The 21,436-nt window shown below is 65.7% G+C and carries 18 protein-coding genes; 7 read left to right on the plus strand and 11 right to left on the minus strand.

What is annotated here, in order from left to right; all coding sequences use genetic code 11:
- The first annotated feature begins 435 nt into the window (after positions 1–435).
- Positions 436–2,925 (plus strand): GH32 C-terminal domain-containing protein, encoded by a 2,490-nt coding sequence (locus tag FBY31_RS07030; protein WP_235012956.1) that lies wholly within the window; start codon positions 436–438, stop codon positions 2,923–2,925.
- 67 nt (positions 2,926–2,992) lie between these two features.
- Here the strand turns inward: FBY31_RS07030 and FBY31_RS07035 are convergent, their stop codons facing one another.
- On the minus strand, positions 2,993–3,286 hold the full coding sequence (locus tag FBY31_RS07035; RefSeq protein WP_142038584.1) for a putative quinol monooxygenase: 294 nt from the start codon (positions 3,284–3,286) through the stop codon (positions 2,993–2,995).
- 24 nt (positions 3,287–3,310) lie between these two features.
- Entirely contained in the window at positions 3,311–4,309 is a 999-nt protein-coding gene (locus FBY31_RS07040) for a LacI family DNA-binding transcriptional regulator (RefSeq protein WP_142038586.1), read from the minus strand.
- Between the two features lie 163 nt (positions 4,310–4,472).
- On the opposite strand from FBY31_RS07040, the gene FBY31_RS07045 reads away from it, so the two are divergent.
- From FBY31_RS07045 to FBY31_RS07060, 4 genes are all read left to right on the plus strand, one after another.
- A complete protein-coding gene (locus tag FBY31_RS07045; RefSeq protein ID WP_142038589.1) occupies positions 4,473–5,591 on the plus strand; it encodes a substrate-binding domain-containing protein in 1,119 nt (372 codons plus the stop codon).
- A gap of 24 nt (positions 5,592–5,615) precedes the next feature.
- Positions 5,616–6,659: an ABC transporter permease gene (locus FBY31_RS07050; protein ID WP_142038592.1), complete on the plus strand. Its 1,044-nt coding sequence runs from the start codon at positions 5,616–5,618 to the stop codon at positions 6,657–6,659.
- Positions 6,656–7,450 carry an ATP-binding cassette domain-containing protein gene (locus FBY31_RS07055; RefSeq protein ID WP_142038596.1) on the plus strand — a complete coding sequence of 265 codons (795 nt, stop codon included), beginning with the start codon at positions 6,656–6,658 and terminating at the stop codon, positions 7,448–7,450. The genes FBY31_RS07050 and FBY31_RS07055 overlap by 4 nt, the downstream gene beginning before the upstream one ends.
- Positions 7,451–7,550: 100 nt before the next feature.
- Positions 7,551–8,486, plus strand: coding sequence for a carbohydrate kinase family protein (locus tag FBY31_RS07060; protein ID WP_142038599.1), 936 nt, complete (start codon positions 7,551–7,553; stop codon positions 8,484–8,486).
- Between the two features lie 66 nt (positions 8,487–8,552).
- Here the strand turns inward: FBY31_RS07060 and guaB are convergent, their stop codons facing one another.
- The 6 genes from guaB to FBY31_RS07090 form a co-directional block, all read right to left on the minus strand.
- Positions 8,553–10,064 carry an IMP dehydrogenase gene (gene guaB, locus FBY31_RS07065; protein ID WP_142038602.1) on the minus strand — a complete coding sequence of 504 codons (1,512 nt, stop codon included), beginning with the start codon at positions 10,062–10,064 and terminating at the stop codon, positions 8,553–8,555.
- A 246-nt stretch (positions 10,065–10,310) separates the two neighbouring features.
- Positions 10,311–12,389 (minus strand): acyltransferase family protein, encoded by a 2,079-nt coding sequence (locus FBY31_RS07070; protein WP_200833327.1) that lies wholly within the window; start codon positions 12,387–12,389, stop codon positions 10,311–10,313.
- A gap of 9 nt (positions 12,390–12,398) precedes the next feature.
- Entirely contained in the window at positions 12,399–13,505 is a 1,107-nt protein-coding gene (locus FBY31_RS07075; RefSeq protein WP_142038605.1) for a flavin-containing monooxygenase, read from the minus strand.
- Positions 13,502–13,849 (minus strand): hypothetical protein, encoded by a 348-nt coding sequence (locus FBY31_RS07080; RefSeq protein WP_142038608.1) that lies wholly within the window; start codon positions 13,847–13,849, stop codon positions 13,502–13,504. Before FBY31_RS07080 ends, FBY31_RS07075 begins: the two co-directional genes overlap by 4 nt.
- 95 nt (positions 13,850–13,944) lie before the next feature.
- Positions 13,945–15,579 (minus strand): helix-turn-helix transcriptional regulator, encoded by a 1,635-nt coding sequence (locus FBY31_RS07085; RefSeq protein ID WP_142038611.1) that lies wholly within the window; start codon positions 15,577–15,579, stop codon positions 13,945–13,947.
- Positions 15,580–15,691: 112 nt separating this feature from the next.
- Positions 15,692–17,215 (minus strand): ATP-dependent DNA ligase, encoded by a 1,524-nt coding sequence (locus FBY31_RS07090; RefSeq protein WP_142038614.1) that lies wholly within the window; start codon positions 17,213–17,215, stop codon positions 15,692–15,694.
- Positions 17,216–17,274: 59 nt separating this feature from the next.
- On the opposite strand from FBY31_RS07090, the gene FBY31_RS07095 reads away from it, so the two are divergent.
- On the plus strand, positions 17,275–17,877 hold the full coding sequence (locus FBY31_RS07095; protein WP_142038617.1) for a dihydrofolate reductase family protein: 603 nt from the start codon (positions 17,275–17,277) through the stop codon (positions 17,875–17,877).
- Between the two features lie 73 nt (positions 17,878–17,950).
- On the opposite strand, the gene groL is transcribed toward FBY31_RS07095, so the two are convergent.
- A complete protein-coding gene (groL, locus tag FBY31_RS07100) occupies positions 17,951–19,558 on the minus strand; it encodes a chaperonin GroEL (RefSeq protein ID WP_142038619.1) in 1,608 nt (535 codons plus the stop codon).
- A gap of 77 nt (positions 19,559–19,635) precedes the next feature.
- Entirely contained in the window at positions 19,636–19,932 is a 297-nt protein-coding gene (gene groES / locus FBY31_RS07105; RefSeq protein WP_050054380.1) for a co-chaperone GroES, read from the minus strand.
- A 224-nt stretch (positions 19,933–20,156) separates the two neighbouring features.
- Between groES and FBY31_RS07110 the strand changes: the two genes are divergently transcribed.
- On the plus strand, positions 20,157–21,086 hold the full coding sequence (locus FBY31_RS07110) for a DMT family transporter (protein ID WP_142038622.1): 930 nt from the start codon (positions 20,157–20,159) through the stop codon (positions 21,084–21,086).
- Here the strand turns inward: FBY31_RS07110 and FBY31_RS07115 are convergent.
- Positions 21,011–21,388: a hypothetical protein gene (locus tag FBY31_RS07115; RefSeq protein WP_142038625.1), complete on the minus strand. Its 378-nt coding sequence runs from the start codon at positions 21,386–21,388 to the stop codon at positions 21,011–21,013. The genes FBY31_RS07110 and FBY31_RS07115 overlap by 76 nt on opposite strands.
- Between the last annotated feature and the right edge of the window lie 48 nt (positions 21,389–21,436).

Here is a 21,436-nt window from a genome sequence, read left to right on the forward strand (position 1 = left end):
CGCCCGCCGGGATGCCTCCAGTAAAGAAGTGCATGGCTATGAGGAAGTGAAGCAGCGGTGACAACGGTGTCCAAACACGTTCTACAACAGACGGAAGCAGTTGAAGTCAGCCGGGCTATTGACCAGTCAGAAAGATAGTTCGTTGACTTGTCTCCTGGACTTAACTTACGCTCCGTCTCGTATTGACATCGTTGTCAAACCGAACGCGCGACGAAGGGCGATTTCAGAAACATGCACACAAAACAGAGACAAAACCTGCAGGTCCTTTCGGCCGTGACACTGGCGGGCTTGATGCTGGCGGGAACATTGGCCGGCGCCGGAGCGGCGATAGCAGGAAAGTCCGACGGAAATCTTCCCGCCGGCCCAACCACAGGCAGCACCGCGGGCCAGGAGCCGTATCGGCCCGCGTACCATTTCTCGCCTGCAAAGAACTGGATGAACGATCCCAACGGAATGGTTTACCACAAAGGGGTCTACCATCTTTTTTTCCAGCACAACCCGTCCGGAAACACCTGGGGCAACATGTCCTGGGGACACGCCACCTCCACTGACCTGGTGCACTGGCAGGAGCAGCCGCTGGCCATCGCCACGGATGACCAGGAAGACGTGTTCTCGGGCAGCGTTGTGGTGGACGAGAACAACTCATCCGGTCTCGGGACTGCAGAGAACCCGCCCCTGATTGCGATTTACACCAGCGCATACAAGGACGCTTCGCCGCACCACGGATTGCAGGCCCAGTCACTGGCCTACAGCCTGGACGACGGACGGACCTGGACCAAGTACAGTGCCAATCCCGTCCTCAACCGGAACTCCGCCAACTTCCGCGACCCAAAGGTCTTTTGGTACAGCACTCCCGACGGCGGCGGCTATTGGGTGATGGCAGCCGTGGAGGCTTTGGACCACAAAGTACTGCTCTACAAGTCCACCAACCTCAAGGACTGGACGGCACTGAGCGAATTCGGGCCGGCCAACGCCACGGGCGGACTCTGGGAATGCCCCGACCTCTTCCCGCTGGCCGTTGACGGAGACCCGAACAACGTCAAATGGGTCATGGTGGTCAACATCAATCCCGGCGGCGTGGCGGGCGGCTCCGCGGGCCAGTACTTCGTGGGCACCTTCAACGGCACCACCTTCACCTCGGAGACCACGGAACCCAGCGACGCATTGCCCGCAGGCACACCCGTCGCGGGCTTCAATGACGGCACGTACAACGGCTGGACCGTGAGCAATGAACCCGGCAACTGGAAGAACGGACCCTTCGCCGGCGCTCCGGCAGCAGGAAGCCTGCCGGGCCAAAACCTTGTCAGCGGATTCGTGGGCGCAGGCTTGGTCAATTCCTTCAACGACGGCGACTGGCCCCTGGGTTCCATGTCCTCGCCCGAGTTCGCAGTGGACAGCGACTACATCAACTTCCTCGTGGGCGGAGGCCAGCATCCGCGGGTCTCCGACAAACTGGACAATACGCCCCCGCCGGGAGACCTCTTGTTCAATGGCTTCGAGGTCCCGGACGGCAGTACGCTCGCAGAAGCCGGCTGGACCGGAACGGGCGACCTCTCGCCGTCGTACCAGCCTGCCACCGCCGGAGGCGACTATTACATCGGCGCCAAGCGCATCAACACCTTCGAAACCGGCGCCGCGCCGGGCGACGACCGGCAAGGCACCCTGACCTCCCCCGAATTCACCCTTTCGCGGAACTTTGTCAGCATGCTGGTGGGCGGCGGGCACCGGGACGCTGAGCCAGGGCAGGTACTGGAGGCCCAGTTGCTGGTGGACGGGAACGTCGTGCGCACCCTCGACGGGGACGACGCCGGAGCGCTCAACTGGAAAGGCTGGGACGTCTCAGAATTCACCGGCAAGCGGGCGCGGCTTCGAATTGTGGACCAGGCGACCGGCGGCTGGGGGCATCTCACCGTTGACCACGTCATGCTGACCGATCAAGCCGCTGTGCCCCGCTCGGACGAAACCACCGTGAACCTGGTGGTGGATGGCAAGGTTGTGCGCACAGCTACGGGCGCAAACAGCGAGGTGCTGGACTGGGCGTCCTGGAACGTAGCCGAATTCCGTGGCCGCCAGGCAAAGATCAGGATCGTGGACAACAACCGCTTCGGCTGGGGACACATCCTGGCGGACGAGTTTATGGCCGCCCCTCAGCCGGCCAGACCGCGCATCAACAGCTATGACTGGCTGGACTATGGCCGCGACTACTATGCCTCCGTTTCGTTCGGCAACATGCCGGAGGATAAGCGTGTGATGCTCGGCTGGATGAACAACTGGGACTACGCCAACAGCATCCCTACTTTCCCGTGGCGGAGCGCGATGTCCCTGCCGCGCGAGATCGGGCTGACGCAGACGCCGGAAGGCCCCCGGCTGAGGCAGCAGGCAGTGAAGCAGGTGGACGGACTGGCCTCCGCGCCCAGTTACCGGAATACCGCAGGCGGGGCCATCGCACCGGGAACCCACGCCCTACCGTCCCCGGCGTCGGGAGATGTGCAGCGGATCGATGTGACCTTCGCTCCGGGCAGCGCGTCGAAGTCCGGGATCACGGTGCTCGGGAACGGAACATCGTCCACGGTCATCGGCTATGACGCCACCGCGAAAGAGGTCTATATCGACCGCGGGAATTCAGGCAACGCCGGCTTCCACCCGCTGTTTACATCGGTCGATTCGGCGCCGGTCAACGTGGATGAACAAGGAAATGTAACCCTCCGGATCTATGTGGACAGGTCCTCGCTGGAGGTCTTCGCCCAGGGCGGACTGCGGACCATCACCGACCAGGTCTTTCCGCCAGACGGAGCCAAGGAAGTGGCGCTGTTCGCCGAGGGCGGCGTTGCGCAGTTGAAGTCACTCACTGTCACCCCAATGAAACAGGCGATGTTCCTGGAATCCCTCAAGGCGCTCAACGCCGGAGGGAAGGCCCGGGGCTAGAAGGCAGGCTTCGGCAGGCTCAGCCACCGGTATCCGGTATTCGAGCCTGCCGAAGCCTCCAGCGGGACTATTCCACCGGTTGCAGCCAGGTCAGGACTGAACCGTCCCCTTCGATGTGTCCTGCGAGCTCGGCATTAAATGTGGCTCCGTACTCAGCGGTGATGTGCGACTGGAAGGCGTCGTCGTCCCGGTACACCTCGAAGACAAAGTACTCACGCGGGTTGGACTCCCGGGTATAGGGAAGGAAAAGTTCGTTGCCCGGTTCGCGGCGCACGTGCTCCGCCAGTTCCCGCATCATCTCCGCGACGCGCTCTTCGCTTCCGCGCTTAACGGTGAATTCGGCATACAGGGTTTTGGCCATGGATTTCCTTCTTTCGGTGGAGGGTCAGTTCGACGGCGGCAGCTCGCCCGAGCCACGCACGATCAGTTCGGAGGGAATGACGTAAGTCTGCGGAGCGCGGTCGTCGCCGTCCATGCGGGCGAGCAACCGCTCGGCGGCGAGTTTCCCGATCCGCTCGGGATGCTGCGCGATGACGGTAATTCCGGGTTCCATCATGTCGGCGAGCGCGAAGTCGTCGAAGCCCACCAGCGCCACCTTCTGGCTGGCTCCGCGTTCGCGGAGCGCCCTCATGACGCCGAACGTCACCAGGTTCTGGCTGGAGAAGATGGCTGTGGGCGGGTTGTCGGAGTCAAAGAGCTCATGCGCGGCCCGGCGGGCCAGCTCCTCATCATGGAGGCCCTCGCGGACCTGGACACTTGACGTGGCAACACCGGCCCGGGCAAGTTCTTCCATGAATCCCCGCCGCCGCTCCCTGGCGGTCTGGATATCCGGGCGGTCGCCCAGGTAGGCCACCTTGGTATGTCCGTGTTTCAGCAGGTGGGCTGCGGCACGCGCGGAGCCGGCTGCGTTGTCCGTCACTACGGCGTCGGCGTCGATCCCCACCGGCTCACGGTCGATGAAGACGAGCGGCAAGTCGCGTGAGTGCTCCGGGATGACGTATGCCTGGCTCCGTGCGATCGGTGTGACCACCAGGCCATCGACCCGCCGCCCGAGGAAAGCGGCAACCAGGGCCTTTTCCCTCTCCGGATCGTCATCGATGCTTGCCGCGAAAACGGCGATGCCCCTCGCGGTGAGCGGGTCCTCCAACGCGCGATGGATTTCGCTGCTGAACGGGTTGGCGACGCTGGGGAGGAGCAGGCCGATGGACAAGGTCTTCCGCCCGGCGCGCCTTAAGCTTCCCGCGGCCATGTCCAGCTGGTAGTTCAACTGTCGGGAAGCTCCCAGGACCCGCTGGCGGGTGGCTTCGGAAACCCCGGCCTCGTCATTTATGACCCGGGAAACGGTTTTGATGCCGACTCCCGCCAAGGCTGCCACGTGGCGCATCGTAGGCCGGTCCTTATTCATCTCTACTTGATAACGATCTGACATCGTTGTCACAACCTCGCTCTTCATGGTCCGTTCTTACTTGACTCTACAGTGTGATGCTGATTACCTCTTGTTTGACATCGTTGTCAGGCACGGTCAGTGCCCTACCACAGGAGATTCAATGTTGAGTTCCAAGACCCCGCGGACCACCGCCACCCGTCTGCTCGCAATGGGGGCCGTCCTGACTCTCGGCGCCCTCAGCTTGTCGGCATGCGGTGGCAGTTCCTCTGCCGGCGGATCCACCGAGGGCAGTTCGGCCGATAAAATCGGTGTCTCGCTGATCGTCAAAACCACGTCCAACCCCTTCTTTGTTTCCATGCAGGACGGCGCCAAGAAGGCGGCAGCGGCCGACGGCGTGGACCTGAAGCTCGCGGCCGGCAAAGCCGACGGCGATGAGGATACCCAGATCCAGGCCATCGAAAACGCAATCTCCAAGGGCGACAAAGGTATCCTCATCACCCCTAACGGTCCGTCCGTCGTCGATGCCCTGAAGAAGGCCAAGGACGCCGGCCTGTTCGTCATCGCCCTGGACACTCCGCCGGACCCGGCCGACGCGGCCGACATCACCTTCGCCACCGACAACTTCGCCGCCGGCGAGCTGATCGGCAAGTGGACTGGCACGCAGCTTGCCGGCAAGAAGGCCACCATCGCCCTCCTGGACCTGTTTGACGACAAGATCGTGTCCGTGGACTACAACCGCGACCAGGGTTTCCTCTCCGGACTCGGCATCGACACCGCGGACGCCAAGAAGAACGGTGACGAAGCCAAAACAGGCAAGTACACCGCCGGCAAGGGTGGCGAGTACGAGATCGTGGGCAGCCAGGCCTCCGGAGGCAACGAGGACGGCGGCCGCACCGGCATGGAGACCCTGCTGTCCAAGAACCCGAACATTAACGTTGTCTACACCATCAACGAGCCGGCAGCCGCCGGCGCCTATGAAGCACTGAAGTCAGCCGGCAAGGAAAAGGACGTGCTGATCGTCTCGATTGACGGCGGCTGTGCCGGTGTCAACAACGTCAAGTCCGGCGTCATCGGCGCCACAGCCCAGCAGTACCCGGTGAAGATGGCCGAACTGGGCGTCAAAGCCATCGTGGAACTCGCCAAGACCGGCAAGAAGCCGGAGAACTCCCCCGGGCTGGACTTCTACAACACCGGGGTGGAGCTTGTCACGGACAAGGCCGCTGACGGCATCAAGAGCATGACCACCGCTGACGCCACCCAGATCTGCTGGGGCAAGTAAGTCCGGACTGTGACAGGAGCAATCGTGACCAAGCAACAGACAGCAGGCCCGCCGGTTACCGGACCGGACCTGGCCGAAGAGTTCCTTGACCGCCAAACCCCGCTGAGCCGGATCCGCAATGTCCTGCACCGCTACCCGGCACTGAGCCCGGCGATCGTGCTGCTCGTCGCAGTGGTGGTGTTCGGCCTCCTCAATGACCGCTTCCTCCGGTTCGAGAACCTTTCCCTGATCACCCAGCAGGTTTCCGTCGTCGGGACCCTGGCCATCGCGCAGACCCTCATCATCCTGACGGCAGGAATCGATCTCTCCGTCGGCGCCGTGATGATCCTGTCCTCGATGGTGGTGGCGCAACTGGCGGTCAGCAACGGCCTTCCCGGCCCGGTCGCACTTCTGGGGGGACTCGTCGTCGGGCTGGCAGCGGGTGCGGCCAACGGCTTCCTGGTGACCAGGTTCCGGCTCCCGCCGTTCATCGTGACCCTGGGAACCCTGAACATCTTCATCGCGCTGACGCTGCTGTACTCGGGCGGTTCCACTGTCCGCGGCTCCAGCATGCCGGGCCTGCTCACCTGGATGGGCAGCACCTTCCCGGTGGGCCCGGTGCGCATCTCGACCGGCGTGGTGATGATGCTCCTGCTCTACGTGGCCGTTGCCTTCATCCTGGGCAAGACCGCCTGGGGACGGCACGTTTACGCAGTGGGCGATGACAAGGAGGCCGCCCGTCTGGCCGGTATCCCCGTGAACCGCGTCCTGATGAGCGTTTACCTTGCAGCGGGCGCCGTCCTCGCGATGGGGGCCTGGATCCAGATCGGCCGCACCAACGCAGCAAGCCCCAACGCGGGCGTGGACCTGAACCTGGACTCGATTACCGCCGTCGTGATCGGCGGAACCAGCCTCTTTGGCGGCCGCGGCTCAGTCTGGGGCTCCCTCCTCGGAGCGCTGATCGTGGGCGTGTTCCGCAACGGGCTTTCCCTGGCCGGGCTGGACGTGCTGTTCCAGACCCTCGCCGTCGGCGTCCTCATCATCATCGCTGTCTCCATCGACCAGTGGATCCGAAAGGTGAAGTCATGACCTCCACCGGGCTTGAATCCCCCGCCACCAAAACCCGGCAGCCGATCCTCAAGGCGCGCAACCTCGTCAAGACCTTCGGCAAGGTTGTTGGCCTGGACGGCGTCAGCCTGGACCTCTACCCCGGTGAAGTGCTGGCCATCATCGGTGACAACGGCGCAGGCAAGTCCACGCTGATCAAGTGCCTCACGGGCGCCGAAGTGCCGGATTCCGGCGAGCTTCACCTCTCCGGGAAACAGGTGCACTTCAAGCGGCCGCAGGACGCCCGTGCCCATGGAATCGAGACCGTTTACCAGAACCTCGCCGTGTCGCCCGCCCTCGATGTTGCGTCCAACCTCTTCCTCGGCCGGGAGGAACGCCTGCCCGGACCGCTCGGAAAGGTGTTCCGGGTCCTGGACACCAAAGGCATGCGCCGCAAGGCGAAGGAGGAGCTCACCCGCCTCGGAATTTCGACGCTCCAGGACGTCACCGTCCCGGTCGAGAACCTTTCCGGTGGCCAGCGCCAGGCCGTGGCCGTGGCCAGGGCAGCAGCGTTCGGTTCCAAGGTGGTAGTGCTGGATGAGCCGACGGCGGCGCTCGGCGTGCGGGAGTCCAACCAGGTCCTCCAGCTGGTCCGGGACCTCCGGGACCGTGGCCTTCCCGTCATCCTGATCAGCCACAACATGCCGCACGTGTTCGACGTCGCTGACCGGATCCACATCCAGCGCCTCGGCAAATGCGCTGCCACCATCACCCCGAAGTCGCACAGCATGACGGACGCGGTGGCCATCATGACCGGCGCGGCCACAGCCTGACCATCGTTCAACCGCTACCCCCCATTCTCCTTCCGGTTCGCGGACCTGTTCGCCTGCCCCGGCGGCAGGTCCGCGCCCGGCTTCACGAAAGTTTGCTCACATGCTCCAGGCCACTGGCCCCGGCGCCAACGCCGACACTCCCGATGTCATCGTGGTTGGCGAAGCCCTTGTCGACGTCGTCAGCACCTCCAAAGGCAGGGTGGAGCACCCCGGCGGTTCTCCGGCCAACGTGGCCTACGGCCTGGCAAGGTTGGGCGTACGAACCAGTCTCCTGACCTCAATTGGCGACGACGAACGCGGCGCCCTGATCGAGCGTCACCTCGGCGGCGCCGGAGTCGCGCTGCTGCCCGGGTCAAAGTCAGCAGGCCGGACGGCTTCCGCCACTGCCACGTTGGGTACTGATGGCTCCGCCAGCTACGAATTCGACGTTTCCTGGGAGCTGCCGCCGGTACACCCCGCCTACTTCCCCAAGGTGCTTCACACCGGCTCGATCGCCAGCTTCCTGGCGCCGGGAGCCAGTTCCGTCAGGGGTCTCCTGGATCAGGCGCACCGCGAATGCCTGGTTTCTTACGACCCCAATATCCGTCCCGCCCTCTTGGGCAGCCACGCGGAGGCCCTCGCTATTTTCGAAGACCTGGCTCCCCTGACGGACGTCATCAAGTTGAGCGACGAGGACGCCCAGTGGCTTTACCCGCGGCTGCAGTTTGAGGACGCCGCTTCGCGGATCCTGGAACTCGGTGCAGGCCTGGCCGTGATCACCATGGGCCCGGCCGGTTCGCTGCTGGCAACACCGGCCACTCGAGTGCAGGTTCCTTCCGTTCGAACCGTAGTGGCAGACACCATCGGGGCGGGCGATTCCTACATGGCAGCCCTGATCTATGGGCTCCTCTGCCGGAGCACCGATGGGTTGGCGCCTTCCGTCCTCGAAACCTTGGGCAGGACAGCCTCGAAGGCCGCCGCGATTACGGTCGGGCGGCCGGGGGCCAATCCCCCGACCCTCTATGAGCTTTCGCCGGAACTCCAAGCGGCCGTATAGGGGGCTTAAAATGCGGGAGGAGGTGGGGAAATTCCCCACCTCCTCCGCAGCATCAAACCGTCAGGATCAGCGTGATCCGTAGTTCGGCGCCTCGACGGTCATCTGGATGTCGTGGGGGTGTGATTCCTTCAGCCCGGCCGGGGTGATCCGGACGAACTTGCCCCGGGCCTTCAGCTCGGCCACGGTGGGGGCACCGGTGTAGAACATGGTCTGGCGCAGGCCGCCCACGAGCTGGTACGCCACGGAGGCCAAGGGACCCCGGTAGGCCACACGGCCTTCGATGCCTTCGGGGATCAGCTTGTCGTCGCCGGAGACGTCCGCCTGGAAGTAGCGGTCCTTGGAGTAGGAGGTGTTCTTGCCGCGGGACTGCATGGCACCGAGGGATCCCATGCCGCGGTAGGACTTGAACTGTTTGCCGTTGACGAAGATCAGCTCACCCGGGGACTCGTCGCAGCCGGCCAGGAGGGAGCCGAGCATCACGGTGTCAGCGCCGGCAACCAGGGCCTTGCCGATGTCGCCCGAGTACTGCAGGCCGCCGTCGGCGATCAGCGGCACACCGGCCGGGATGGCGGCCTTGGCGGATTCGTAGATGGCGGTGATCTGGGGGACGCCCACACCGGCCACCACGCGCGTAGTGCAAATGGAACCCGGCCCCACGCCCACCTTGATGCCGTCGGCACCGGCGTCGATCAGGGCCTGGGCGCCTTCCCGGGTGGCGGCCTGGCCGCCGATGACGTCCACATGCGCCGCCACGGGATCGGACTTGAGGCGGCGGATCATGTCCAGTACGCCCTGCGAGTGGCCGTTGGCGGTGTCCACGAACAGGGCGTCGACGCCGGCATCGACCAGTGCCATGGCGCGCTCCCAGCCGTCCCCGAAGAAGCCGATGGCTGCGCCCACGCGGAGCCTGCCCTCGTCGTCCTTGGTGGCCAGCGGGTACTGCTCTGCCTTGGTGAAGTCCTTGGTGGTGATCAGGCCCTTCAGCCGGCCCTGCTCATCCACCAGGGGCAGTTTTTCGATCTTGTTGGTGGCCAGCTTGTGCGAGGCCTCTTCACGGCTGATGCCCACGTGCCCGGTGACCAGCGGCATCTTGGTCATCACGTCGCTGACAAGCCGCAGCGGGAAGTCGGACTCGGGGACAAAGCGGGTGTCGCGGTTGGTGACGATGCCCAGCAGGCGGTTGTCCTCGTCAACCACCGGCAGGCCGGACACACGGTACTGGGCGCACAGGTCGTCCAGTTCGCGCAGTGTGGCCTCGGGGCGGATGGTCAGCGGGTTGGTGATCATACCCGATTCGCTGCGCTTGACGCGGTCCACCTGGTCCGCCTGGTCAGCGATGGACAGGTTGCGGTGCACCACGCCCAGGCCGCCCTGGCGCGCCATGGCGACGGCCATCCGGGACTCGGTCACGGTGTCCATGGCGGCGGAGAGCAGGGGCGTCTGCACGGTGATCCGCTTGGAAATCCGGGAGGACGTGTCGGCTTCGGAGGGGATGACCTCGGTGTGGCCTGGAAGGAGCAGGACGTCGTCGTAGGTCAGGCCGATGAAGCCAAAGGGGTTGTGTTCGGGCTCGGTCATGAGTGCGCCTCTTACCTTGGTTGCGTGCGGGTAGGGGTTGCAGCCGATGACCAGCCCGTCATTACGGGACTGGCCTGTGCAGAAGATTGTGAAGACCACCGCGTCATACGGCAATCCGGAGGTCAGAAAGTGTTGAGTAAATATTAGAACCTCGGCGCCGATCCCCCTATTCCATGCGCCCAATGTGAGCAACCGCACGGCCCCCACCCACCGGCGGGCGTGGGCCCCGCGACCAGCTCCCCGCGGTCAGCTCCAGCCTGTCGCGGCGAGGAGGCGCTGTTCAAACATGGGGATCATGGTCTCAACGTAGGTCCGGGTGAGATGGTTGTCGTCCTTATAGACGTACACATTTCCCACCACCCCCGGGCAGATGCCGCGCGCGCAGATGAAGTCGCTCAGGTCCATCAGGTGGAGCCCCTCGACTTTGCCCCGGTAGCCCTCCAGCGGGGACGGGTCCGCCAGGGATTCCGCCAGGGGAACGCTGCACTCGTGGGCATCCGCGCCGTTGCGCTGGACGCACTCGGGCATGTTGAAGGTGAACCGCGGGTTGTCCCGGATCCCCACAATCTCGATGCCCGCGTCGGCGAACGGCCGCACGCCGTCCAGGTACGCCGGCACCTCGGTCTCGAATGGCGCTTCCTCATGCGTCAGCGATGCCACGGTGAACACCGCCTCCGGCCGGTGTTCCAGGACGTAGGCGGCGCTGGCCTGGTTGTACGCGTTGCATTCGGCATTCCGGGTTTCCGATTCGGCGCCGAAGCGGCAGGCCGGCATCAGCAGCGTCACCAGTTCCCAGCCGCGCGCGGCCGCGATGGGGGCGAGGGCGCCCAGGTACTGCTGTGAGTGCGAATCACCCAGGACCACAATGCGCTTGGTCACTTCCCCTTCCGGGACTGCCTGCCGGCAGCCCTCCAGGATGGGATTGCTGGTGGCATTGGCGCCGACGCACGGAGCCTGGATGCCTGCCCAGTCATTGTCCAGCGCGGCGGGGCCCGGGATGATCCTGGCATCGGCAGCGGGTACCGCGGCGTTCTCCGGACTGAGCGCCGCCGCCCCGGGCGTGAGCTCCCGCGGCTGCGCCGCCGTCGCGCTTTCCTCTGCGGTAAGCGTGGTCTGCCAGACGGCCACGGGACCTGCCAGCAGGGCGCCGCAGGCAATAATCACGACGGCGGTGCGCCGGGCCCGCAGCTTGGGCCAGTGCCAGTCCCGCAGCGGCTTTTCCACGAAGCGGGTGGTGAGGACGGCCAGGACCACGGACGCTCCAACGATTGCCAGGCCCTGGACCAGGTTGGGCGCCTCGACCCCGGTGGCGGCGAGCGCCAATACCAGGACAGGCCAGTGCCACAGGTACAGGGCGTAGGAATTGTCCCCCAGCGCCACCAGCGGTTTGCTGCTGAGGAACCTGTCCACGCCGAAGCGGCTGCCGGTTTGCCCGGCGGTGATGATGGCCGCACCGGCCAGCGTGGGCCAGAGCGCCACGTATCCGGGGAAGGAACGGTCCACGGTCAGCAGCAGTCCGCAGGAGACCATGGCCGCCAGCCCCGCCCAGCCCAGCACCACCCGCAGCCCTCGTCCCGGTTTGAGGTAGGGCAGCGCAAGGGCCAGCAGGGACCCCAGCGCGAACTCCCACAGGCGGGCGCGGGTATCGAAGTAGGCATACGCCTGGTTGCTGGCCGTCTGCTCCACCGAGTAGGCGAGCGAAAAGGCGAACGCCGCGGCGAAGACCACCGCCAGCAGTCCACGGTAGGTCACGCGGGCGCCGCCCGGAACCCGGCGCAACAGCGCCAGCAGCCCCGCAGCGCTGGCGAAGATCACCGGCCAGAGGATGAACACCTGGCCTTGGATGGAGAGCGACCAGAAGTGCTGGAGGGGGCTGGCGCCGGCGTGGTCCTGGGCGTAGTAGTCAACGGCGGTGTCGGCGAGCAGCCAGTTCTGGCTGTACAGCAGCGACGCCCAGGCCTGGTCCAGCACCTGCGGCCAGCGGCTCTGCGGCAGGATCAGCCACGTTCCGGCAAGGACGCCCAGGATCACCACGACGGCGGCCGGCAACAGCCGCTTGAACAGGTGCAGCCAGTGCGCCAGGAGTCCGAACGGGCGCCCCGCTTCGGCTTTCCGGACGAACGAAAGTGTGAGCAGGAAGGCAGAGATCAGCAGGAAAATGTCCACTCCGCCGGATACCCGGCCCAGCCACACATGGTAGGCCACCACCATCAGCACGGCGAGCGCCCGGAGCCCCTGCACCTCGGGCCGGAAGGTTGGCTTCCGGCCCTTGGTTGTGGCTCCGGGCAGGGGTTTGGCTGCAGCCTCTGTTCTCGCTACCGACACAAATAGACCTCACTGGCGCATGGACAAAACATCGATTCTATCCAATTGGGGTATTTTCCCTGCCAGGTACCGCGCGTCGCGGACGATCCCCGGGAAAGTTGCCGATGCCACGGAGTACATAAAATTCTGTCCCAGCAAGAACAGGCCCGGCGAGTTCAGTACTACGCCGCGGTGCTGCTGCAGGCCTCCCCCGGCGTCCAGCAACCCAAGATCAATCCAGTCGAAGTCGTCCCGGAAACCGGTACACCAGATGATGTTTGCTACCTCCGGCCGCGATCCGTCAGCCAGGACCGGCCGGCCATCGGCGACACCGGCAACCCGCGGCACGAAATGGACGCCGGCAGCCGCGAGATCCTTGGCTTTGGTCCGGATCAGTGGGGTACCCTGAGCTTTGAGAGCCGGTGCGGCCTTGCGGCCCACGGGCGTGCCAAGGCTGAGGACGTGCAGGCCGGCGAACCGCACGATCGGCAGGAAGAAGCGCGCTGCAGTGCGGCCATGCTTCACGGGGATTTCACTGGGAGCCCTTGCGGCTACGAAGGTGGGGTGGGTGCGGCAGACCTCACGGGCGATTTCGGCGCCTGAGTTCCCCAGTCCCACCACCAGGACAGGCCCGTCCTGCAGCTGGCCCGGATTTTTGTAGGCGCTGGAATGGAAATGGACTATGGCCGGTGACACATCGGCGGAGAAGGCCGGGACTTTGGGCCGGCGCTCTGCTCCGTTGGCCACCACCACGTTCCGGGCTTCCCAGCGGTTGCCGTTGGAGGCTGCGATGTAGCGCTCCCCGTCCTGCCAGAGACGCTCCACCCGGACGCCGGTGCACACCGGGAGGTCCAAGGCGGCGGCATATCCTTCGAGATAATCGGCTACCTCGTCCTTGGTGGGGAAGGACAGCGGATCGGCGGGGAACGGGAATCCGGGCAGGCCGTTGTACTTGGCCGGGGTAAACACGCGGAGCGAATCCCACCGCTGCCGCCATGCGTCCCCGACCCGGGGGTTCGCGTCAAGGATGACAAACTTCCGACCCTGCTCCTTGAGGTGGTAGCCGATGGCAAGGCCGGCCTGTCCCCCTCCAATGACCATCGTGTCCAGCATGCCGGTCACGTTGCTGTTGTTCATGGCTTTGCTCCTATTTCACTGGCAGGGATTCCTGCGGCTGAGCCTTCCTGTTGTCCCGCTGGCATGGCCGCTCCGACGCGCCTTTCCGGTTCCCTGTAGCGCAGCCACCAGGCAAGCATCAGGGCAGAGGCCAGGACGTAGGCGAGGTGGAGGACCCAGATGGGTCCGGCCGGGAGGTGGAACACATAAACGGAGTGCACCGCGTTGGCCACATTGCTCAGGACCAGGTTCCCCAGGCTGTAGGAGGCAAGGTCCCGCGTACGGGCGGCTTTGGCCAGCATGGGCAGCATTCCTGCGGCAAACAGCACCGTGGAAAGCGTGCCGGCAAGGACTGGAAGGTTCATGCTTTGAGGCTATGGCCGGGGCCTGCTGCTCCGCGTCGCCCAAATCATGCAAATTGTACTCAGGGCTTGATGGGTATTTTTACGCAGTCCCGGCGTTATCCCGCGATCCGGTGCTCAAAGGCATACCTGGTGGCGGCGGCCCGGGAGGACAGGCCCAGCTTCAGGAAGATATTGCTGATGTGCCGGGCCACGGTCTTCTCACTGAGATAGAGTTCGGCGGCGATGGCGCGGTTCCCCTTGCCGGTGGCAACGAGCCGAAGCACTTCGGTTTCCCTCGGGGACAGCGGTCCCCTGGCGCCATCTGCGCCTTCCCGCATGAGCGACGCCGCCCAGGCTGCCGCGGGCGCTGCACCCAGTTCCAGCAACTCCGCGTGTGCGGCCTCGAAGTCCATGAGCGCTGACGGTTCGTCGCCAAGAGCGCGGCAAGCACAGCCGATCAAGACCCGGCAGCGCGCGGCTTCATACGGCACACCGAGTTCGCGCCACAGCTTCCAGGCCTGCCTGATGGCTGGTGCGCCGCCCGCCGGATCACCCTCGGCGAGCCGGACGGCCCCCTCGGCCTGGCCGGCCACCGCACGGACCATGGGCATGGGGCATTCCCGGGCGAAGGCTGCCAGCTCGTCGGCGCCGCGCCGTGCCGCTTCCACATCTGAGGCGGCGAGTTCGATCTCCACCAGGGCAGGCAACAGATGGCGGCGGGTGGCTGTGTCCGCAACGCCGGCGGCCCTGCGGATCATGGACTGCGCCTGCTTCGCGTCCCCGCGCGCCAGGGAGAGGAGCGCAAGGCCAGGCTGTGGCTCGTAGCCGCTTCGGGCCGCTTCCCGGTAAGAAGCCGCGGCCGCGTCCAGGTCGCCCCTGAGCCGTTGCACTTCTCCCTGCTGGTAGTAGCCCCCGTAAAGCGCCTGCGGATCGCCCTGGGTGGAACGGCCTTGAGCTATGGCCGCCGCCTCCAGCGCCTCGGCCCAGGCTCCATGCAGCCGAAAGAGCTCGGCCCGGTGCGACTGGCACTGGCCGCTGAACGTCACCATGTCCGAGCGGGTACGGCACCAGCGGTCAAGCGCCGCCGTCCATTCCAGGGCCCGTTCCAGGTCGAAGGCCAGGTGGCAGTTGCCAATGACTGCACAGTAGGCAATTCCGGCCGGGACCGCGGACAGTTCTCCCGCTGTCACGGCCACCATAACCTCGTCGAACATTCGAAGGCCCTCGTCGTTGCGCCCCAGCATAAGTGTCGCCTGGCCCATACCGATGAGGGCCAGCGCCGACACGTCTTTGTCCTGGAATTTCTGGCCAATGTCCGCAACCTGGGCGAAGGTCTGCAGGGCACCGGCAGGGTCGCCACTGTAGAGCTTGCCCAATGCCACCGGCACGAGCAGGAGCCCTTGGACGGAGTGTGGCGCGTCCAGCTCATCCGAGAGCCTTTGCCCGCGGGCGAACCAGCCGCCGGCCCGGGACGTTTCCCGCAGATGCATCAGGTGCATCCCCATCCAGCCGGCGCAGCGGACGGCACCAACGATGTCGCCGACAACCAGGTACTCTTCGTGGGCGCGGGTGAGGGTTTCCAGTCCTGCGGCCGTATTGCCGGTCAGTATCTCGGCGGTGGCGAGCCGTTCCAGGTCAGGTGCAGGCAGCCCGCCCCGCTGGTCGGCGTCGCGGAAGTTTTCATAGGCCTCGGTCCAGCGGTTTTCGCGGAATGCTGACCTGCCCTGGTCGATGCCCGTCTCAGCTGACACCAGGCCTCCTTTCGGATACCACCCGCCCAGCCGGGCCCCGTCGCCGCGCCCTGCACGCAACGGCACTTAAGCGCCACGGTACGCCCGCGGCACGGGTGAGACAAGCGCCTGGTTACGAACGCAGCAGCGCGCGCAGCGTCTGAATGGTGTCCGCCTCCGCCGCCGTTTTGTCGTCGCGGTAGCGCTTGACGCGCGCGAAGCGAAGTGCGATTCCGCCCGGATAGCGCGGGGACTGCTGCACGCCGTCAATCGCGATTTCCACCACGGTGACGGGTTCCACCCAGACGGTGCCCGCGGTGCGCCGCACCTCCAGCTCCTGGAACCGCCCGGTCTGCCATTGCAGCAGCGCGTCCGTGAGGCCTTTGAAAGTTTTGCCCACCATCACGTAACCGCCGGGTTTCCCGAACTCGCCCGTGGGATCAAGCGCGCCCAGGTGCAGATTGGAGAGCAGCCCGGTGCGCCGTCCCGACCCCCACTCGCAGGCAAGCACCACCAGGTCGTAGGTGAGCACCGGCTTCACCTTGATCCAGTTGGAGCCGCGACGGCCGGCAGCGTAGGCGGAGCCCACCGCCTTCACCATCACACCCTCGTGGCCGGCGGCGAGCGCATCGCGGGACACCCGCTCGGCAACAGCAGCGTCGGCCGTGACCTCCCCGGGAATCCGGTGCCCGGGGGCGATGCGTTCGAGCACGCTGATGCGCGTGGACAGCGGTTCGTCCAGCAGGTCGCGCCCGTCGATGTGCAGCACGTCGAAGAACCACGGGTGCAGCAGGGTGGTGCGCGCCGCGTCAGCGCCGAAGCGGGACATGGTCTCCTGGAAGGGCCGCGGCCCGCCGTCCTCATCGAGGGCGAGGGTCTCGCCGTCGAGGATCACATCGCGCACCGGCAGCCCTCGCACCACGTCCACCACCTCCGGCAGCCGATGGGTTACTTCAGCCAGGGTGCGCGTGTAGATGCGGACATCGTCGCCGACGCGGTGCACCTGGATGCGTGCGCCGTCGAGCTTGTATTCCACTGACGCTTCCCCCGTGACCTCCAGCGCCGCGGGCACGCTGGCTGCGGTTGCGGCGAGCATGGGCTGCACCGGACGGCCCACCACGAGGCCGACGGCGTCCAGCTGGGCCGCCGTGCCGGTGAGCGCCAGCAGGGCGGTTCCGCCCAGATCCCCGGAGAGCATGGCCGCGCGGCGTACGGCGTCCACGGGCCGGTCTGCGGCGCGGGCCACGGCGTCCGTCAGCACACCCTCCAGCGCACCGGTCCGCAATTCTCCAAGCAGCACGCCGGCGATGAATGCCTGCTCTCGTTCCGTGGCTGCCGCGGTGAGCGTCCGGAGGGTCGCGGCGCGCTCGGCGGTGGATCCGGCGCCGGCAGCCCCGAGCAGCCGGTCGAAAGCAGCGTCGAGGTCGGCCACAGTAAGACTGGGCTCAACAGCCGGCTCCCCCATCGCCGCTGACATGCCGCGCCAGCCTATCCCTACCCGGCCCTGGCGCGGCTTGGCAACCAGCAAGCCCAGCGCCGTCGCGATCTCGGCGGGTTCCAGCCGGCGCAGCAGGTCTGCCAGTGCCTCCACCTTCGCAAGCCGGGAGCGGGTGGACGTCACGGCATCCGCGGTCTTCACAAGCTCGTCGAGCAGCATGGGATCAGTCTGCCACGAGGACTCTGGACAGGGCCCGGGGGCTGCCCCACACTGGACCCGTGGGAATCATCGTTGCGAACCTGTTCCTTACCCTGGACGGCGTGTATCAGGCGCCCGGCGGCCGGGAAGAGGACACTGAGGGCAACTTCACCTTCGGCGGCTGGCAGGCGCCGGTGTCCGATGACGAGGCCGGCGCGGCCATCGGCGAGGAGATCGCCAAGATTGACGCCCTGCTTCTGGGCCGGAAAACCTATGACATCTTCGCCGCCTACTGGCCCCACCAGTCCGACGAGATCGGGGGCACGCTCAACCGGGTGCCCAAGTTCGTCGTGTCCCATAGCCTGGCCGCTCCCGGCTGGGCGGGCACCAAGGTGCTGCCGGATGCCACGGCTGCGGGAAGGCTCCGCGAAGAGTACGGCGAGGTGCACATGTTCGGCAGCGGCGTCCTCATCCGTTCACTGCTCGCGGCCAACGTGCTGGACCGCCTCCACCTCTGGCTCTATCCGGTGACCTTGGGGCAGGGCAAGCGTCTCTTCGACGCCGGGACCATCCCCGCCGCCTTCCGCCTCGCCGAGCCCGCGCGCAGCTTTCCCAAGGGGTCGGTGTCGCTGGTGTACGAGCGCGCGGGCGATGTTGAGACACGGGACATGGCGGCCACGTAGCCCGGGAACCTTCGCCGGACACCAAAAAACCGGCCCAGCGGGATGCTGGACCGGTTTTTATGGGGACTGCAGGCTAGTGGCTGTGGCCTGCGTGCTCGTCTTCCTCGGCAGGCTTCTCTGCTACAAGGGTCTCGGTGGTGAGAACCAGGGCAGCGATGGACGCTGCGTTGCGGAGGGCTGCGCGGGTGACCTTGACGGGGTCGATCACGCCGGCGGCGATCAGGTCCTCGTACTCGCCCGACTTGGCGTTGAAGCCGTGGTTGGTGTCGAGGTCGGCAACCTTGGACGTGATGACGTAGCCGTCGAAGCCGGCGTTCTGGGCGATCCAGCGCAGCGGCTGGACCAGCGCGCGGCGGACGATGCCCACAGCAGCGGCGGCGTCGCCTTCGAGCGCCTTGACGGCAGGGTCCTCATCCAGTGCCTTGAGGGCGTGGATCAGGGCAGAGCCGCCACCGGCCACGATGCCTTCTTCGAGGGCAGCGCGGGTGGAGGACACGGCGTCCTCGATGCGGTGCTTCTTTTCCTTCAGCTCAACCTCGGTGGCTGCACCGACCTTGATGACGCCGATGCCACCGGCCAGCTTGGCCAGGCGCTCCTGGAGCTTTTCCTTGTCCCAGTCGGAGTCGGTGCGGGTCAGCTCTGCGCGCAGCTGCGCCACGCGGGCTGCCACGTCCTCAGACGAACCGGCGCCGTCAACGATGGTGGTGTTGTCCTTGGTAACCGTGATGCGGCGGGCGGTACCCAGCACCTCGAGGCCAACGGTGTCCAGGCTCAGGCCCAGCTCCGGGGACACAACCTGTGCACCGGTGAGGGTGGCGATGTCCTGCAGCATGGCCTTGCGGCGGTCGCCGAAGCCCGGAGCCTTGACGGCAACGACATTCAGGGTGCCGCGGATGCGGTTGACGATCAGCGTGGACAGTGCCTCGCCGTCAACGTCTTCAGCAATGATGAACAGCGGCTTGCCGGCCTGAAGGGCCTTCTCCAGCAGCGGCAGGAACTCCTGCAGCGAGGAGATCTTGCCCTGGTTGATCAGGATGAGGGCGTCTTCGAGGACGGCTTCCTGGCGGTCCGCATCCGTGATGAAGTACGGGGACAGGTAGCCCTTGTCGAACTGCATGCCCTCGGTGAGGACCAGTTCGGTCTGGGTGGTGGAGGATTCCTCGATGGTGATCACACCATCCTTGCCGACCTTGCCGAAGGCCTCAGCCAGGAGCTCGCCCACCTCTTCGCTCTGGGCGGAGATGGCTGCAACGGCGGCCACCTGTCCTTCGACGGGACGAGCGTTCTCCAGCAGGCGGGCGGCGACGGCTTCAACGGAAACCTCGATGCCGCGCTTGATCTCGCCGGGAGCGGCGCCTGCCGCTACGTTGCGCAGGCCTTCCTTGACCAGGGCCTGGGCCAGGACCGTTGCGGTGGTGGTGCCGTCGCCGGCAACATCGTTGGTCTTGGTGGCAACTTCCTTGGCCAACTGGGCGCCAAGGTTCTCGTACGGGTCGTCCAGTTCAACCTCGCGGGCGATGGTGACGCCGTCGTTCGTGATGGTGGGCGCACCCCACTTCTTGTCCAGGACGACGTTGCGGCCGCGCGGGCCCAGCGTCACCTTGACGGTGTTGGCGAGCTTATCGATGCCGGCTTCAAGAGACCGGCGGGCAGCGTCGTTAAACGCAAGCTGCTTTGCCATGGTTCAGTCCTTTCAAGACAGAACCCCGCGCAGCTGACCAGCAGAAGGCATGACCAGCGGCACGGGGATCCGAAGAGTTACTTTACGACGATCGCCAGGACGTCGCGGGCGGACAGCACGAGGTATTCGGTGCCGCTGTGCTTGACTTCGGTTCCGCCGTACTTGGAGTAGATAACAACGTCGCCCTCGGCAACGTCGAGCGGGACGCGGTTGCCGTTGTCGTCAAAGCGGCCGGGGCCTACTGCAACAACTTCGCCTTCCTGGGGCTTCTCCTGCGCGGAGTCCGGGATGACCAGGCCGGAAGCCGTGGTCTGCTCGGCTTCGAGCGGGCGGACAACAATACGATCCTCAAGAGGCTTAATAGAGACCGACACTCGGACCTCTCCTTTTCGTCAGCAAATTCGTGGACTGGAAAGCTTCCCGCCGTGGCTGGCAAACCGTCGTCGCGGTGCCGGCAGCAGCCTGGCTGGCAGCTCTTCATGTGTTAGCACCCTCCTAGGGAGAGTGCTAATGAAGACTCTATGTAAGGGTTAGCACTCGGTCAAGGCGAGTGCCAGCGTTTCGTCATCTGCGAACCGTCCATGTGTACATTTGACCGGTGCGAGCCGCTGCCTACCTCATCCTTGCCACCCTCTTCTGGGCCGGAAACTTCGTCGTCGGCCATGCCGCCATGGAAACCATGCAGCCGCTGCAGCTGACCTACTGGCGGTGGACCCTGGCAGCGGTGCCGCTGCTGGTGCTCGCCCACACCGTGGAGCGCCCGGACTGGCGGAGCGTCCTGCGCCGCTGGCCGGTCCTGCTGCTCCTGAGTTCCTTGGGCATGAGCGCCTACACACTGTTGCTGTACAGCGCACTGGGCCACACCTCAGCCCTCAACGCCTCGCTGGTGACGGCAGCCAACCCTGCACTGATTGTGGTGCTGGCCGTGGTCCTGCTGCACGACAGGCCGCGCCCGCTGGGCTGGGCGGGAATCGGACTGGGCCTGGTTGGCGTCCTGCTGGTCCTCACAGGCGGCGACATCCACCGGCTGCTGACCTTCTCCATCAACAGGGGCGAGCTGCTGATCCTCGCGGCCATCACCGTATGGGGCCTCTACACCATCATCGGGCGCACGGTTGATGTACCCGCGATCACGTCCACCGCGGTCCAGGTGGCGCTGGCCGCCGTCGTCCTCAGCCCGCTGGCCCTCATTACCGGGGCCGGCCTGCCCCGCACGGCGTCGGAGGGCTGGTCCCTTGCCTTTATTGCCCTGTTTCCGTCGCTGGGTTCCTATCTGCTCTGGAACCTTGCCCTGAAGCGCACCACTGCGGCCAATGCGGGCAACTACCTGAACCTCATTGCCGTGTTCACCGCGATCATCACTCTCGCCCTGGGCCAGCCCATCACCCTTCCGCAGGTCTTAGGCGGCGTCCTGGTGATTTCGGGAGTCCTGCTGACCAGTGCCGGCGGCCCTCAGCGTCCGAGGTCGTCGAAGCCGACGTCCTCCCCGCCGTCGCCCCCGCCCGCCGCGGAATTCCGCACCCGGTAAAGGACCACCCCTGCCGCTGCCGAGGCCAGCAGTGCGGCCACCAGCACCGCAATGCTTCCGGCGCGGGCACCGTCGTACAGCCCGCGGATGTCCTGCGCTTCCTGGGTATCGCCTGAGATGTCGTTGCCGCCCACGGAGTAGACGGTGGCGTTGAACGTATCCAGGAAGAAGATCACCACCAGGAGCCCGATGCATACCACCGCCACCAGGGCGCCGGCAATCAGTGCAGTCCGGGCGAACCTGGCCGGGCCCCTGTCCTTGGCTGGTTCTTCGTACTTCCGGGGGCCTGCGCTCTCTTCCATGGTTTCAACACTATCCGCATCCCCCCCCCGGGACCTCCTCCACTAGGC

Origin of the sequence: Arthrobacter sp. SLBN-100 (assembly GCF_006715305.1) — a bacterium.
Taxonomy (GTDB): Bacteria; Actinomycetota; Actinomycetes; order Actinomycetales; family Micrococcaceae; genus Arthrobacter.

Excerpts from the sequence above, each read along its gene's own strand:
- FBY31_RS07030 (WP_235012956.1), top strand. The coding sequence starts at position 436 with ATGAACGATCCCAACGGAATGGTTTACCACAAAGGGGTCTACCATCTT.
- FBY31_RS07035 (WP_142038584.1), bottom strand. The coding sequence starts at position 3,286 with ATGGCCAAAACCCTGTATGCCGAATTCACCGTTAAGCGCGGAAGCGAA.
- FBY31_RS07040 (WP_142038586.1), bottom strand. The coding sequence starts at position 4,309 with ATGCGCCACGTGGCAGCCTTGGCGGGAGTCGGCATCAAAACCGTTTCC.
- FBY31_RS07045 (WP_142038589.1), top strand. The coding sequence starts at position 4,473 with ATGTTGAGTTCCAAGACCCCGCGGACCACCGCCACCCGTCTGCTCGCA.
- FBY31_RS07055 (WP_142038596.1), top strand. The coding sequence starts at position 6,656 with ATGACCTCCACCGGGCTTGAATCCCCCGCCACCAAAACCCGGCAGCCG.
- FBY31_RS07060 (WP_142038599.1), top strand. The coding sequence starts at position 7,551 with ATGCTCCAGGCCACTGGCCCCGGCGCCAACGCCGACACTCCCGATGTC.
- guaB (WP_142038602.1), bottom strand. The coding sequence starts at position 10,064 with ATGACCGAGCCCGAACACAACCCCTTTGGCTTCATCGGCCTGACCTAC.
- FBY31_RS07075 (WP_142038605.1), bottom strand. The coding sequence starts at position 13,505 with ATGAACAACAGCAACGTGACCGGCATGCTGGACACGATGGTCATTGGA.
- FBY31_RS07080 (WP_142038608.1), bottom strand. The coding sequence starts at position 13,849 with ATGAACCTTCCAGTCCTTGCCGGCACGCTTTCCACGGTGCTGTTTGCC.
- FBY31_RS07090 (WP_142038614.1), bottom strand. The coding sequence starts at position 17,215 with ATGCTGCTCGACGAGCTTGTGAAGACCGCGGATGCCGTGACGTCCACC.
- groL (WP_142038619.1), bottom strand. The coding sequence starts at position 19,558 with ATGGCAAAGCAGCTTGCGTTTAACGACGCTGCCCGCCGGTCTCTTGAA.
- FBY31_RS07115 (WP_142038625.1), bottom strand. The coding sequence starts at position 21,388 with ATGGAAGAGAGCGCAGGCCCCCGGAAGTACGAAGAACCAGCCAAGGAC.